The organism is Hylemonella sp. P2_B10 (genome assembly GCF_056404875.1).
In genome coordinates, this window is sequence record NZ_JBFUDE010000001.1 from 1,489,368 (window position 1) to 1,505,136 (window position 15,769).

At 66.4% G+C, this 15,769-nt stretch carries 10 protein-coding genes; 6 read left to right on the forward strand and 4 right to left on the reverse strand.

Going from position 1 to position 15,769, the window contains the following annotated elements; all coding sequences use genetic code 11:
- The first annotated feature begins 7 nt into the window (after positions 1–7).
- From AC1DX2_RS07015 to AC1DX2_RS07025, 3 genes are all read left to right on the forward strand, one after another.
- Positions 8–1,105 (forward strand): ABC transporter ATP-binding protein, encoded by a 1,098-nt coding sequence (locus tag AC1DX2_RS07015; RefSeq protein ID WP_477195572.1) that lies wholly within the window; start codon positions 8–10, stop codon positions 1,103–1,105.
- Positions 1,102–2,379: an alginate lyase family protein gene (locus AC1DX2_RS07020; protein WP_477195573.1), complete on the forward strand. Its 1,278-nt coding sequence runs from the start codon at positions 1,102–1,104 to the stop codon at positions 2,377–2,379. Before AC1DX2_RS07015 ends, AC1DX2_RS07020 begins: the two co-directional genes overlap by 4 nt.
- Before the next feature lie 75 nt (positions 2,380–2,454).
- Entirely contained in the window at positions 2,455–3,288 is an 834-nt protein-coding gene (locus AC1DX2_RS07025) for an NAD-dependent epimerase/dehydratase family protein (protein ID WP_477195574.1), read from the forward strand.
- A 301-nt stretch (positions 3,289–3,589) separates the two neighbouring features.
- On the opposite strand, the gene AC1DX2_RS07030 is transcribed toward AC1DX2_RS07025, so the two are convergent.
- Positions 3,590–5,716, reverse strand: a complete 2,127-nt coding sequence (locus AC1DX2_RS07030; protein WP_477195575.1) for a S9 family peptidase — start codon at positions 5,714–5,716, stop codon at positions 3,590–3,592.
- An 81-nt stretch (positions 5,717–5,797) separates the two neighbouring features.
- On the reverse strand, positions 5,798–8,440 hold the full coding sequence (locus AC1DX2_RS07035) for a TonB-dependent receptor (RefSeq protein ID WP_477195576.1): 2,643 nt from the start codon (positions 8,438–8,440) through the stop codon (positions 5,798–5,800).
- Positions 8,441–8,794: 354 nt separating this feature from the next.
- On the opposite strand from AC1DX2_RS07035, the gene AC1DX2_RS07040 reads away from it, so the two are divergent.
- Positions 8,795–9,985, forward strand: coding sequence for a DUF4382 domain-containing protein (locus AC1DX2_RS07040; RefSeq protein ID WP_477195577.1), 1,191 nt, complete (start codon positions 8,795–8,797; stop codon positions 9,983–9,985).
- A gap of 87 nt (positions 9,986–10,072) precedes the next feature.
- A complete protein-coding gene (locus AC1DX2_RS07045; protein ID WP_477195578.1) occupies positions 10,073–10,477 on the forward strand; it encodes a hypothetical protein in 405 nt (134 codons plus the stop codon).
- 39 nt (positions 10,478–10,516) lie between these two features.
- Here the strand turns inward: AC1DX2_RS07045 and AC1DX2_RS07050 are convergent, their stop codons facing one another.
- A complete protein-coding gene (locus tag AC1DX2_RS07050; RefSeq protein WP_477195579.1) occupies positions 10,517–10,663 on the reverse strand; it encodes a LuxR C-terminal-related transcriptional regulator in 147 nt (48 codons plus the stop codon).
- 38 nt (positions 10,664–10,701) lie between these two features.
- The gene (locus tag AC1DX2_RS07055; protein WP_477195580.1) at positions 10,702–11,730 is read right to left on the reverse strand and encodes a hypothetical protein; all 1,029 of its coding nucleotides are present in this window, start codon (positions 11,728–11,730) and stop codon (positions 10,702–10,704) included.
- A 146-nt stretch (positions 11,731–11,876) separates the two neighbouring features.
- Here AC1DX2_RS07055 and AC1DX2_RS07060 point away from each other — a divergent pair, with 146 nt between their 5' ends.
- Positions 11,877–15,746, forward strand: a complete 3,870-nt coding sequence (locus AC1DX2_RS07060; RefSeq protein WP_477195581.1) for a beta strand repeat-containing protein — start codon at positions 11,877–11,879, stop codon at positions 15,744–15,746.
- Positions 15,747–15,769: the final 23 nt, after the last annotated feature.

Consider the following 15,769-nt stretch of genomic DNA (forward strand, 5'->3'; position numbering starts at 1 on the left):
TACCACCATGCCAGAAGTCCGACTGCGCGCGCTCAGCAAAAGCTTCAACGACACCGACGTCATCCGCAATGTGTCGGTGGACATTGCCGACGGCGAATTCTGCGTGCTGGTCGGCCCCAGCGGCTCCGGCAAGTCCACGCTGCTGCGGCTGATCGCCGGGCTGGAAGAGCCCACCGAAGGCCAGATCTTCATCGGCGAGCGCGACGTCACCGATGCACCGCCCAAGGCGCGCGACATCGCCATGGTGTTCCAGAGCTACGCGCTGTACCCGCAGCTCAGCGTGCGCGACAACATGGGCTTTGGCCTGCGCCTGGCAGGCCAGCCCAAGGCCACCATCGCCGCCAAGGTGGACGCCGTGGCCGACATGCTCAGCCTCACCCCGCTGCTGGACCGCCTGCCGCGCCAGCTCTCCGGCGGCCAGCGCCAGCGCGTGGCCATGGGCCGGGCCATGGTGCGCGAGCCGGCGGTGTTCCTGTTCGACGAGCCGCTGTCCAACCTCGATGCCTCCCTGCGCGCCTCGGTGCGCGCCGAAATCCGCGCCATGCACGCGCGCAGCAAGACCACCTCGGTCTACGTCACCCACGACCAGGTGGAGGCCATGACCATGGGCGACCGCATCGTCGTGCTGCGCGCCGGCCGCGTCGAGCAGGCCGGCACGCCGGTGGAACTGTACGAGCGCCCCGTCAACCGCTTCGTCGCCAGCTTCATAGGCTCGCCAGCCATGAACTTCTGCGAACTGCCGCTGCAGCGCGCCGGCGACCTGGCCTTCGCCACGCTGGGCGACCAGCGCCTGCCGGTGCCGGGGCATGGCGCGCCACACAGCGCTGCCGCCACCGTCAGCCTGGGCGTGCGCCCCGAGCACCTGCACCTGGGCCAGCGCGACGGCGACGCCACCACGCTGGGTGGCGAGGTGCTGGCCATCGAGTACATGGGCGCGCAATCTCAATTGAGCTTGGCCACAGCGGCCGGCACCCTGCTGGTCTGCGCCCACGACAGGCCCGACCTGCGCGTGGGCGACCGCACCGTGCTGGGCCTGCCCGCTGACCGCCTGCATTTCTTTGACGCCCAATCCGGCCTGCGCCTGGGCCCTGGAGCCGCAGCATGAAGACCTTGACACCCCTGCTCGCCTTGGCAGCCGCACTGCTGCTCCCACCCGGCTTGCAGCCAGCTTGGGCCCAAGGTACAGCGCAAGCCACCGCCCCCGCAGCCGAAGCCCCGCCCGCACTGGTGGTGCTGGACGCCCAGGCCCTGGCCCGCAGCGCCCAACGCCTGCGCACGCAGGACGCCGCACTGCAGCCCAGCTACCAGGCGCTGCTGCGCCGCGCCGACAATGCGCTCGCAGTGCCCGAGCGCAGCGTCACCCACAAGACCACCACGCCGCCCTCGGGCGACAAGCACGACTACATGAGCATGGGGCCCTACTGGTGGCCCAACCCCGCCACCCCCAACGGCCTGCCCTATGTGCGCCGCGACGGCCAGCGCAATCCGCAGGTGGCCGGGGAGGGCATGGACGTGGACCGCCTGTACGCCCTGCTGGCTGACGTGCGCGACCTGGCCCTGGCCTACCACTTCACGCACGACCCCCGCTACGCGCACAAGACCGCCGCCGCCCTGCGCACCTGGTTCCTGACACCGGCCACACGCATGAACCCGCACCTGCGCTTCGGCCAGGCCATCCCCGGCATCGTGGACGGCCGCGGCATCGGCCTGATCGACACCCGCGACCTGTGGTGGGTGATCGACGCCGTGGCGCTGATCGCCCCCAGCGCCGCGCTGGCCCCGCCCGAGCTGGCCGCGCTGCGCCAATGGTTTGCCGCCTTCAGCCAGTGGATGCAACACAGCGAGCCCGGCCGCGAAGAGGCCGTCGCCAACAACAACCACGGCATGTTCTACGACGCCCAACTGGCCGCCTACCTGGTGTTCACGGGTGAGCGTGCCCAGGCCCGCCAGCTGGTGGGGGACGCGCAAACCAAGCGCCTGGCCAGCCAGATCGCCCGCGACGGCCGCCTGCCGCTGGAGCTGGAGCGCACCCGCCCCTTCCACTACACCGTGTTCACGCTGGAAGCCGCCAACCGCCTGGCGCGCATAGGCCAATTGCTCAGCCCCCTGGATGCCAAACAGCCGCTGGACGTGTGGGCTTTCGAGCGCGAAGGCCGCTCGCTGCGCGCCGCCATCGATTTCGTCGCCCAGACCGTCGTCACCCCCAAGGGCTGGACTTACGCCACATCGGTAGAGCCCACGCCGCCGCTGGCCATTGCCCTGCCCGTGCTGCTGCAGGCGCAAGCCGCCTATGGCGAAGCGCGTTACCGCGCCGCAGTGCAAGCCCTGCAACCGCTGACGCGCGACGACCTGGCGTGGCTGCTGTGGCCCACGCCCTAGTTGGCACCGTTCTTGCCACTACCCGCATCAGCACCCTCACGACCCAATTCAACCTTGCTGCACAACACACACCCCATGAACACCACCACGCCCACAGCGCCACCACCCACCCTGCGCTTCCCCCGCCTGCTGCTCACCGGCGCCGCCGGTGGCCTGGGCAAGGTGCTGCGCGAGCAGCTGAAACCGCACTGCGAGGTGCTGCGCCTGTCCGACCGCGTGGCGTTGGGTGAAGCGCAGCCGCAAGAAGAAATCATGTTGGCCGATCTGGCCGATGCCGCCGCCGTGCACGCGATGGTCGAAGGCGTCAGCGCCATCGTGCATATGGGCGGCATCTCGGTCGAAGGCCCGTTCGAGCCCATCCTGCATGCCAACATCCTGGGCTTGTACAACCTGTACGAAGCGGCGCGCAAGCACGGCGTCAAGCGCGTCCTGTTCGCCAGCTCCAACCACGTCACCGGCTTCTACCGCCAGGGCGAGACCATAGACGCGTCCGCCCCCCCGCGCCCCGACGGCCTGTACGGCCTGAGCAAGGCCTTTGGCGAAGACCTGTCGCGCTTTTACTTTGACCGCTACGGCATCGAGACCGCCTGCCTGCGCATAGGCTCGTGCTTCCCCGTGCCGAAGGACCGCCGCATGCTGGCCAGCTGGCTCAGCTACCCCGACCTGCTGCGCCTGGTGCTGGCCTGTCTGCATACCCCGGTGCTGGACCACAGCATCATCTTCGGCATGTCCAACAACGCCGTCACCTGGTGGGACAACCGCCTGGCCCGCCACGTGGGTTACCGCCCGCAAGACAGCTCAGACCCCTACCGCGAGGCCATCCACGCGAACACGCCCCAGCCCGACCTCAGTAACCCCGTGGTGCAGTTCCAGGGCGGCGGCTTCGTGACGGCCGGTCCGTTCGAGTAAGCAAGCCACGGTGGTTTGCGAGATCAGGCCGCCACGGCGCTCAGCTCCGCGGCTGTCCCCCGGCCCTACGGGCCTCCTCCTTGATGCCGCTGCGCCGAATGCCGCATCGACCTGATCCTGCCAACGTGGCTGGCGTGCCAGCGCCACGAGCGCCAACGTGTCCGATGTCGCTGGGGCGCGTGACGTAGCGAAATCAAGGAGGAGGCCCGCAGGGCCGGGGGACATTCGCGGAGTCACGCGCACCAGCGGCGTCGGCAGCGCACCAACCCGCTAGCGTGCGGAGCCGCCCGCGAGGACGGACTTACTTGGCCATCCCCAGTTGGTTCAGGATGAAGCCGAACTCTTCCGCCGTCTCCCGCTGGCGCACAAAGCGGCCAGACTTGCCGCCATGCCCAGCCTCCATGTTCACTTTGAACAGCAGCGGGTGCGTGTCGGTCTTGCTGGCGCGCAGCCTGGCCACCCACTTGGCCGGCTCGTAATACTGCACCTGCGAGTCGTGCAGGCCGGTGGTCACCAGCATCGCCGGGTAGGCCTTGGCCTGCACGTTGTCATAGGGCGAGTACGACAGCATGTAGTCGTAATAGGCCTTGGTCTTGGGGTTGCCCCACTCGTCAAACTCATTGGTGGTCAACGGAATGCTCTCGTCCAGCATGGTGGTCACCACATCGACAAAGGGCACATGGGCAACCAGCGCTGCGTACTTTTCCGGCGCCATGTTGGCCACCGCACCCATCAGCAGGCCGCCGGCGCTGCCACCCATGCCAAACACCTTGTCCTTGGCGGCATAGCCGCTTTTCACCAGGTGATCCGTCACATCAATGTAGTCGGTGAAGGTGTTCTTCTTGTTCAGCAGCTTGCCGTTTTCATACCAGGCGCGGCCCATCTCCTGGCCACCGCGGATGTGGGCGATGGCGTAGACAAAGCCACGGTCCAGCAGCGACACCACCGCCGAGCGGAAGCCCGGGTCGGTGGACGCGCCATACGAGCCATACGCATATTGGTACAGCGGCGCCGTGCCGTTGCGCGGCGTGCCCTTGCGGTACACCAGCGACACCGGCACCCTGGTGCCGTCGCGAGCCACCGCCCAGGTGCGCTCGGTCACGTAGTTGGTCTTGTCAAAGCCGCCCAGCACCGGCTGCTCTTTCAGCAGCTTGCGCTGGCCGGTCTTCATGTTCACCACATACTCGCTGCTGGGGGTGGTCAGCGAGGTGTAGGTGTAGCGCAACTCGTCGGTGTTCTGCTCGGCGTTGGTGGACAGGCGCGTCACATACGCCGGCTCATCCGACTTGATGAAGCTGGACTTGCCTGGCTTGCCCCAGGGCATCACGCGCAGCCGCATCAGTCCGTCCGAGCGCTCGTTGATCACCAGGTAGTTTCTGAACAGCTCAAAGCCGTTGACAAACACCTCCTTGCTGTGCGGCACCAGCTCCCGCCACTTGGCACGGTCGCCCACCTGCGCGTCCGTCACCGCCATCAGCCGGTAGTTGGGTGCCTCCCAGTCGGTGCGCAATACCCAACGCCCGCCCATGTGATCGGCGTCGTACTTGATGCCGCGCGTGCGCGGAGCCAGGCTCACCAGCTTCGGGCTTGCGGCGTTGGCGTCCAGCACCTGCGTCTCGCCCGTCTCGGTGCTGCTGGACTTCACCACCACATAGCGGTCGTCGCCCGTCTTTTCCACGTTCAGGTAGTAGGTGTTGTCCGGCTCCTCGTACACCTGCGCGTCGGTGGCCGGGTCGGTGCCCAGCACATGGCGCTTCACCCGCTTGGACAGCAACGTCACCGGGTCGTTTTCCACGTAGTAGATGGTCTTGTTGTCGTTCGCCCAGGCCACGCCCCGGCTCAGGCCCTTGATGGTGTCTGGCAGGTTCTTGCCGGTCTTCAGGTCGCGGAACTTCAGCGTGAACTGGTTGCGGCCGGCGTCGTCTTCCAGGTAAGCCAGCAGTTGCCCGTTGGTGCTCACCTCCGGCTTGCCAATGGCCATGAAGGCCTTGCCCTTGGCCTCCACATTCACATCGATCAGCACCTGCTCAGGTCCACCCTTGGCAGGCGTGCGCGCATAGATGGGGTATTCGCCACCTGTGACGAACCTGGTGACATAGCGGAAATTGCCCTTCTTGTAGGGCACGCTGTTGTCGTCCTTCTTGATGCGGCCGACGATCTCGTCATACAACTTGTCCGTCAGCGCCGCATAGGGCTTGGACTGCTCCTCGAAATAGGCCATCTCCGCCGCCAGGTGGGCCAGCATTTCCGGCAGCTTGCGGGTGTCGTCGCGCAGCCAGTAATACGGGTCGCTGCGCGCGCCGTTGGGCGATTCCACCTGGTAGGGCTTCTGTGCAGCCACCGGTGGTGCAGCCGTGACGGCCAACGGCGCCAGCAGCAAAGCGGCGGCAAGCGCCCAGGAAGGGGTGGCGACAAAGAAGCGGCGCATGGGGTTTCCCTGTAAACAGTCTGCCGGCATGGTATCGCACCACCGCCGCCCGCCGCTACCCCACCCGCGCCAGCCGTTTCCTCAGAACTTCACGTCCAGGCGCACCGTGAAGTAGCGCCAGGTGTCACGCTCCGGCCGCCAGGCCGTGATGCTCACCGAGGCCGGCGCCGCGCCCGAGCCGCGGTACGACGGCGTCTGCCCGAAGCCGTTGGTCGAATACTGCTTGTTCAGCAGGTTGTTCACCAGGAAGCTCAGCTTGTACTTGTCGGCCTTGTCACGAATGCCCAGCCCCAAGTCCACCACCGTGAACGGCGGCGCGTAGTAGTCCGGGTCCTGGATGATGTTGGTGATGATCTCGCTCTGGTGCTTGATGTTGGCGTTGACGAAGCCGTTGAACGATTGCTCCGCCAGCCGCACGTCATACACCCCGCTCAACACCACCTTGATCTTGGGCGCGTTGAACATCGGCGAGCCCGCCAGGTCCTGCACGCCGCCGGTGTCGCCGGTGAAGGCCGGGAAGCACTTGTTGTTCTTGCCCGCCAGCGAGCCGTTGGCGGCGAAGATGGTGGTGCCCACGCGCACGTTGCTGGCGTCGGTGTAGCAGGCGGCGGCCTTCCACTCCTGGATCGTGGCCTCGGTGTAGGCAAAGTTGGCGCTCAGGCTGAAGTCGCGCGTCACCAGCGCGTTCACGTCCAGCTCCAGCCCGCGCGAGCGCACGCGCGGCAGGCTGGACAGCTTGCTGATGGTGCCGGCGCCCTCGCCCAGGCTCACCGTCATGGCCTGCTGGTAGTCGGTGAAGTTGGTGTTGAACAGTGCCGCGCTGACCGACATGCGGTTGTTCAGCAGGTTGCCCTTGGCGCCCAGCTCGTAGCTGTGCGCGTTCTCCGGCGCCACCGGTGTCGAGGTGGCGGCAGACAGGCCGCTCAGCAGGTCATAGGCCACGCCCTTGTGACCGGTGGCCGTCATCACATAGCCCATCCACTCGTTGCTGAACTGTTTTTGCAGGCTCAGCTTGCCGGTGGTGGAACGCTCGGTGTTGTTCTCCACCGAAAACACATTGGTGGCGGCGGCGCCCGGCACAAAGGTGTCCGGCGTCACCTGCGTGAAGTAGTTGCGCGCAAAGTGGTAGCCCGAGGTTTCCAGGTTGCTGCGCAAACCCGCCAGCACCGTCCAGCTGGGCGAAAACTCCCACGTCGCCTGGCCAAAGATGGCCTGGCTGGTGTTGTACACATCAGCCTTGTAGACCACCGGCCCGCCCACGGCGGCGCTGGTGCACACCGTGGGTGCGCGGCAGTCGCCACGGTTGAACCAGCGGAAGGTCTCGTTCTTGGCAAACCACAGCCCCAGCAGGTAGCGGAAGTCGCCGGTGGCGGGCGACACCAGGCGGAACTCCTGCGTGCGCGAGCGTATGTCGTAGGTGCCCTGCTGCGGGTTGCCCACCGTCACCGGCACGGTCAGGATGGAGTTGGCAGTCACAGGGGTGGTGGCGTTGGGCGGCACCACCTGGATGGGCACGTCGCCAAAGTCGCGGTCAAAGTAGTCGGTGGCCAGGTACTTGTCGTACGAGGTGATGGAGGTCAGCGTGGCCTCGTTGGGCAGCACGTAGTTGATCCGCAGCCCCATGCCGCGGTCGGTGGCCTCCAGGCCGCCCCGGTAGTCGCGGCGGATGTTGCGGTTCCACTGGGTGGGGGTGATGCCGGCCAGCACGGCCGAGGCCGGCATGGCATTGACCGAGGTGGCCGTGGCCGGGAAGGTGGCCGGGCTGTTGGCCGGGATCAGGAACACCGGCAGCGACGCGCCGCCCGCCCCCAGCGTGTTGCTGCCGGCCAGGCCGGCCTGCTGGCTCTCGCCGGTGGCGGTGTTGCGGATGACGAACTTGTTCAGCGCATTGGCGCTGCGGGTGTTGGTGATCTCGTTGTAATAGGGCGTGAAGTCCACGTCCAGCCGGCTGGTCGGGTGCCAGGCGAACTTGGCCATCAGCGTCTTGCCGCCCGAGCCGTTGACCTTCTCGCCGGTGGTCAGGTTGTTCAGGTTGCCGTCAAACTGCGAGCTGCTGGCCGCCACGCGCATGCCAAAGGTCTCGGTCAGCTCGCCGCCAAACGAGGCCCCCACGCGCCACTCGCCGTCGCTGGTCTTCAGCATCATGGCGCGCCCCTGCAGCGGCCCGGCAATCGGCTTGGTGACGATGTTCAGGCCGCCGGCTATGGCCGATTTGCCAAACAGCGTGCTCTGCGGTCCCTTCAGCACCTCGATGCGGGCAATGTCCGCCAGGTCGCGGAAAGCCTGGAACTGGTTGGCGATCGGGATGTCGTCAATGATCACCACCACATCGCCCTCGACGCCAATGCTGGTGGTCTGCGTGCCCACGCCGCGCATGGTGATGGCGTTGTTGGCGCTGGTGGTGCCCGAGTTGATCGACAAAGCCGGCGTCAGCGCCACCACGTCCTCGATCTCGCGCACGTTGTTGCGCTGGATGGTCTCCTCATTCAGCACCGAGATCGCCATCGGCACACTGTCCAGCTTTTCCACCCGCTTGTTGGCCGTCACCACCACGGCCTGCAACTGGTTGCCATCAGCCGCCTTGGCCGCCGCCGTTGCGGGCGCCGGCGCTGCACCCTGCGTTTGCGCAGACGCCATGGGCGCCAAGCCCAGCAAGCTGAGTGCCACCGCCGAGGCGATGGGCGACAGGACGGCGACAGCCCTGGGGGTGCGAATTTTTTGCATTGCGGTCTCCTTATTGTGAAAACTGCCGCTGGGGGGCGCAGCGGCATGAACTGGCAAAGGTCTTGAGTTAAACGTTTAACTCATCGCAAGTTAAACGTTTAACTGATTTACTAAGCGCGATATTACCGGCTGCCGTGCAACGCGCATCCGCACTTACCCTAGCGCCGGACAAACGGTTGCGCACGCGCTACGCACTTGCGACAAACACACGTCAACACACTGGCAACACACTGTTACGTGGCTGGGTACGCCAGCCAACGGACAACGCGGCAGGCCGGCCGCACACTGCACACACGGCCAACCAGGCCGCTACCGCTACCGCTAGCCAACAACAGCCAACAAGCAAGGTCCGCCATGAAACTCACCCCCCACCCCCAACTGTTCCTGACCACGATACTGGCGCTGACCCTGGCCGCCTGCGGCGGTGGCGGCGGAGGCGGCAGCACGACCAGCGCCCCCGTCACCCCGGTAGCCGACAGCGGCAGCCTGCGCATGGCGCTGACGGATGCGCCCTCCTGCGGCTATGACGCCGTCAACATCACCATCCAGTCGCTGCGCGTGAACAAAAGCAGCAGTGCCGCCGACAGCGACGCCGGCTGGTCCGACATCGTGCTCAACCCCGCGCGGCGCATCAACCTGCTGAACCTGACCAACGGCGTGCTGGAGGAACTGGGTCAGGTCCCCCTGCCCACCGGCAAGTACACGCAGCTGCGGTTGGTGCTGGCGGACAACGACGCCACCCACCCGTTGGCCAACTCGGTGCTGCCCACCGGCGGCGCCGAAGTGGCGCTGAAGACGCCCAGCGGCCAGCAGTCCGGCGTCAAGGCCAACATCGACATCGACATCGCCGCCAACAAAATGGCCGACTTTGTGCTGGACTTCAACGCCTGCAAGTCCGTCGTGACCGCGGGCAACTCGGGGCAATACCTGCTCAAGCCCGTGGTCTCCGTCATCCCGCGCTACATCGCGGGCGTCAGCGGGTTTGTCAACACGGCCCTGGTCAGCGGCGCCACCGTGTCGGTGCAGCAAGGCGGCGCGGTCGTCAGGGCCACCGCCCCAGCGGCCAATGGCATGTTCCTGCTGCAACCGGTGGCACCCGGCAGCTACACGCTGGTCCTGACCGCGCCTGGCCGCACCACGGCCGTCATCACCAACGTGGTGGTGGCCGCCGACACCGTCACCGCCATCAACACGGTCAACAGTGCGCTGCTGCCGCCCACATCGGCCACCGGCACGCTGGCAGGCACGGCGCCGCTGAACACCCAGGTGCGGGTGCTGCAGCCGCTGACGGGCGGCCCCACCATCGAAGTGGCCGGCCGGTTTGTCGACGGCGTGACCGGCAGCTACAGCTATGCCGTGCCCGTGAACGCACCGCTGGTGGCACCCTACGTGGCGACTCCTGCCGTGGTGTTGTTCACGCCCGACCTCACGGCGGCCGGCAAATACACCTTGGTGGGTTCGTTGACCGGGTTCCCGGACAAGAGCGTTGCCCTGGCACCGCTGGGCGCGGGCGCCACCATCACCACCAACTTCACCTTCCCCTGAGCCAGCAGGGGCATCCCCACAGACAGGCGGACAAACCGCCTGTAGACTTGCCATTGCCCGCGACAGACGCACTTTTGGAGACACCTCATGAAAAAGCTCTTGCTCACCACATTCAGCGTCTGCGCGCTCACCAGCGCCTTCGCACAAACCAGCGTGGGGGTGTCCATCGGCATCAACCAGCCTGGCGTCTATGGCCGCATCGACATCGGCAACTTCCAGCCACAGGTGGTCTATGCGCAGCCCGTGATCATCACGCGCCCGGCAGTCGTGGTGCAACAGCAACCCCTCTACCTCTACGTGCCGCCGGGGCACCAGAAGAAATGGGCCAAGCATTGCGCCGCCTACAACGCCTGCGGCCAACCGGTCTACTTCGTCAAGGAGTCCTGGGTCCGTGAGCGGTACGAAGAACACCGGCGCGGCGAAGGCCACGGCAACAAGGGCCATGACAACGGCCACGGCAAGGGCAAGAAGGACAAGAAAGACAAGGATTGATTCCTGAGGTCATTGGCACGCCAGAACATGTGATGGAGGTCAGCTGACCTCCATCAATCCCTGCGCCTTAAGCAGCAACTCCTTCTGGCTGCGGGCACCCACCTTGTCAAAAATGCTGCGCAGGTGGGCGCGCGCCGTGTGCACCGAAATGCCCAGATCTTCGGCCACTTCGCGCACATCGTGCATGCGTGTCAGGCCCGCCAGAATTCTTCCTTCGGCCGGCGTCAGGTCAAACCCGCCGCCATCACCTGCGGGTCCGCCTGGCGGTCCTGCAGCGCGGCTGGCAGCATCAGCAGCGCGCGCGGCGTGTCGCCAAACGCCGCCATGGTCTGCATAGGGCGCAGTGCCCACAGGCAAGCCGGCACTGGGTTGTCTTGCACGTCGCGCAGCGCAAACGCGCGGCGATCCGGCCGCTTGGCATCGGCCAGGCCGGCGGGCTGGCCCTCCAGTTCCAGCTCATACAAGGCGCGTGTCATGGTGCTTTCCGCGCCGACATCACGGCAACCCAGAAAGCCGTTCCTTGACAGCACAATCTCTCTGCGCCGCAGCAACTCGGTGCCGCAGGCATTGGCATGCAATAGCAGGCGGTCCGGCCCCAGCAGGAAGATGGGGCGCGTGGTCTGGTCGATCACCACCCGGGCACTGTCGGCCTGCGCAGACAATTTGGAAAACCGCCGGTAGATGGCAAACGCCTCGCGCAGGTGCACCATCAACCGCGTCAGCGTTGCGTCCGTTGTCGCGCGAAACGGCCCGCGCTCCGGCCCGCGCGACAGGCCGAAGAAGGCGCCCCACTCCGGCGTCTCATCCACCTTGCAACCGGACATGTAGCGCACGTTGTACGAGGCCCAGAAGTCCTTGTAGAACGGATCCTGCCTCACCTGGCTGGCTGGAATGATTTTGTTGTTGAACACTTGCCCCGTCGGCAGCGGCCCGGCAAGAGCCACATGAGGGTCAAGGCGATGGTATTCGCGCATATAGTCCAACGCGCCTTCCATCGGGGCACTGGTGGAGTGCAGCGACAACGCCATCCGCCCAGACGTCTTGTCGATCAGCACCATCTGGCAGAAGTCCCCACCGAGTTCATCGCTCAAGGCCTGCAGCGCCCCGTGCCACGGCATAGCCCCTGCTGCCGCGCGGTAGAGACCTTTGACAATATCGTCGTAGCTGGTGCTTTGCATCCTCATCCTCCCTGCCATCAGGCACACCGAATCTCGGTGCTGACTGCCCATCATAGGCTTGCCCGCGTCACGCATTGCGCCACCACGGCAACCAACGCCTGGCGTATCCGGGTGCGCTAGCACATAGCTCAGCCCGTTGTCCATAGTTCAAATAAACGATGCGCCCGCTGAAGCGGCCCACTACGCTTGGCCGCGACACCCATACGACAACAGGAAAAACCATGGCGAACATCAGCGGCACCAGCGGCAACGACGTCCTCACCGGCACGAGTGACGCGGACATCATGACGGGCCTGGGCGGCAATGACAGCCTCAGCGGCCTGGGCGGGGACGACCTCCTGGATGGCGGGGCCGGCAACGACACGCTGGACGGCGGCACCATCGGCGCCTTTTACGACAACGTGGCTTTCTCCGGCGCCACGACCGGCGTGGTTGTGGACCTGGCCGCCGGTACCGCGCAGGACGGCCAGGGCGGCACCGACAAGCTGGTCAACATCGGGGGCGTGAACGACACGTCCTTCAACGACATCATCAGGGGCGATGCCAAGAACAACCAGTTCGTGCTCACCGGTGGCGACGACTCGGTGGACGGCGGCGGCGGCAACGATGCCGTGGCCTACTTCAACGCCAGCGCCGGCGTCAACGTGGACCTGACAACGGGCAAGGCCACTGGCACCAGCATTGGCACGGACACCCTGGTCTCCATTGAGTATGTGGATGGCAGCTTTTTCGCCGACACCGTGCGCCTGGCAGCGGTAACCGGCGGTGCCTACGCTAACGGCCGGGGCGGCAACGATTACCTGATCGGCAGCAGCGTCGACGACGCGCTCGCTGGCGGCAGCGGCAACGACACGCTGGACGGCGGCGCCGGCAACGATACGGCCGCCTATGACTTCGAAACCACCTTCGACAACAACAGCGGCATCACGCTCACCGGCCAAGGCGTTACCGTCAATCTGGCCACCGGCACCGCCATCGACAATTGGGGTACCACCGACACCCTGATCAGCATTGAATACGCGCGCGGTTCGCCGCGCAACGACATGCTGATCGGCGGCAACGCGGCCAACGCGGCTTTTGAGGGCTTCCAGGGCATGGGTGGCAACGACACCATGGACGGCGGCGCCGGCATCGACCGGGCGGCCTATGACCGCAGCCCGGCCGCCGTCAGCGTCAACCTGTCCACCGGAGTGGCCCAGGACGGCTGGGGCGGCACCGACAAGCTGCTGAACATGGAAAACGTTCGCGGCTCCGAATACAACGACACCCTGACCGGCGACGGCAATGACAACCTGCTCGAAGGCATGGGCGGCAACGACCTGCTGGACGCCGGCGCTGGCAATGACACCATGGACGGCGGCGCTGGCAACGACACGCTGATGGGCGGCGACGGCGGCGACAACCTGACCGGCGGCGCCGGTGACGACAGCCTGCAGGGCGGCGCGCAGCGGCTGTCGGTCAACAACGGCGCCGACCTGTCGCCGCAGTACGACGTGGCGATCTTCACCGCCGCCACCTCCGGCATGACCATCAAACTCAGTACGGATGGCTTGAGCGGCTCGGCCACCGGCGGTGGCCTGGGCAACGACACGTTGACGGACATCGAATTCGTCATCGGCTCCGGTTTCGCCGACACCATCTACGGCAGCAACCGCGCCCTGACCGAGATTTTCCGCGGCGGCCTGGGCGACGATGTGATCTACGGCGGTGCCGGCACCGGCACCGACCTGGGCGTCAACAACATCGTCGACTACCGCAACGCCAGCGGCAGCGTCACCGTCAACCTGGCCAGCGGCACCGTCAGCGGCGCGGACGGCAACGACACGCTCAACGGCATCAACGGCGTCCTCGGCAGCGCCAGCGCTGACCTGCTGACCGGCGCCAACACCGACGACTACATCGAGGGCGGCAATGGCAACGACACCCTCGACGGTGGTGGCGGTAGCGACCGGGCCAGCTACTCGCTGGCCACCGCAGGGGTGACCGTGAGCCTGCTCACCGGAACCAGTTCCGGCGCCGCCGGCACTGACACCCTGCTCAGCATTGAGAACCTGCGCGGCTCCGAATTCAACGACACGTTGATCGGCGACGACAACGCCAACGACTTCCAGGCCCGCGCTGGCAACGACACCATCAGTGCCGGCGCCGGCGACGACACCCTGCACGGCGGCTATGGCGACGACAGCATGGACGGCGGCACCGGCAACGACCGGTTGGTGTACTACGCCAATCGCGCCAACTACACCGTCACCGACCTGGGCAACGGCCGCTGGACCATCAAGGACAACACCGGCACCGACGGCAACGACACCGTCACCGGCGTGGAGACGGTGCAGTTCGCCGACATGCAGCTGATCCTGCAACAGCCCACCAGCGGACCGCTGGCCATCACCGCCTTCAGCCCCGCCAACGCCGCCATCGGCGTGGCCAAGTCGCCCACCATCAGCATCACCTTCAGCAGCGCCATCGCGCTGGGCACCGGCACCATCTACCTGCGCGACGCGGACGGCAAGCTGCTGACGACCTATACCGCCAGTTCGCCCGAGGTCAGCGTCAGCGGCGGCGTGCTGACCCTGAAGCCCAGCGCCCTGGCGGGCACCAGCAACTACACCGTGGACCTGGGCGCCGGCATCGTCAAGGACCTGGCTGGCACCGCCTTTGCCGGCAGCAACGGCTACCACTTCACCACCGTGGGCAACGGTCAGCTCATCGAAGGCACCGCTGGCCCGGACACCCTGGTGGGCGGCGCTGGCGACGACACCCTGCAAGGCCTGGCCGGTGACGACAAACTGGACGGCGCCGGCGGCGACGACGTGCTTGACGGCGGCAGCGGCAACGACAGCCTGGCCGGCGGCATCGGCAGTGACACACTGATCGGTGGCACCGGAGCCGACACGATGGCCGGTGGCGATGGCGCCGACCTGTACTACGTGGACGATGCCGGCGACCTGGTGCAGGAACTGGCCAGCAACGCCGCCCAGCCCTTGGCCCCGAACGCGCCGGCCGCCGACCTGGGCCGCTCGGTGGACAAGGTGATCGCCAGCATCAACTACACGCTGACCGCCTTTGTGGAAAACCTCTCTTTGGCCGTGGGAGCCGGCGGCATTGCCGCCTTCGGCAACGAACTGGCCAACGTTCTCACCGGCAACGAGGGCAACAACACGCTGGTGGGCAACGCCGGCGACGACACACTGGACGGCGCCGGCGGTGCCGACACCATGAGCGGCGGCATCGGTGCCGACACCTACTACGTGGACAACGCCGACGATGTCGTCACCGAGACCGCCACCGACGCGCTGGCCGACAAGCTGGACCCGCGCTCGCCCGACCTGGGCCGTGCCGTGGACAAGGTGGTGGCCGGCATCAACTACACGCTGACCAGCTTCGTGGAAAATCTTACCTTAGCCCCGGCTGCCGGCAACCTGGCCGGCAGCGGCAACGAGCTCAACAACGAGCTGTACGGCAACGAGGGCAACAACACCCTCAACGGCAAGGCCGGCAACGACACCCTGGACGGCGGCGCCGGCACGGACACCGCGCAATACAGCGGCAAGCTGGCCGAGTACACGGTGGTGGCAGGCGCCAACGCGGGCAGCATCACCATCGCCGACAAGACAGCCAACCGCGACGGGTCTGACAGCCTGAACAGCATCGAGCGGCTGAAGTTCGCCGACGGCAGCCTGGCGCTCGACATGGCCACCACGCAGGCCGGCGGCAAGGCGGTGCTGATGATGGCGGTGGCCACCAGCCTGGGCAAGGACTTTGTGAACCTGCCATCGTTTGCCGGGCTGTTCCTGAACTTCTTCGACAGCGGGGCCAGCCTGCTGGACGGAGCCACGCTGCTGGTGAGCGCGGGTATCACCGCGGCCTTTGCCGGCGGCGCGGACAACGCCAGCCTGGTGAAGATGGTCTACAACGACGTGTACGGTCAAGCACCGGACGCGGCCACGCTGGCCAGCCTGCTGGCACCGCTGAACGCAGGCACCATCAGCCAGGCGCAGTGGCTGGCCGACATGGCAGCCTCCACGGCCAACCAGCAACATGTGGGGTTGACGGGGTATGCGGGGACAGGGTTGCAATACACGGTGTGAGAGTTGACTCGCGCGCTGGGGCT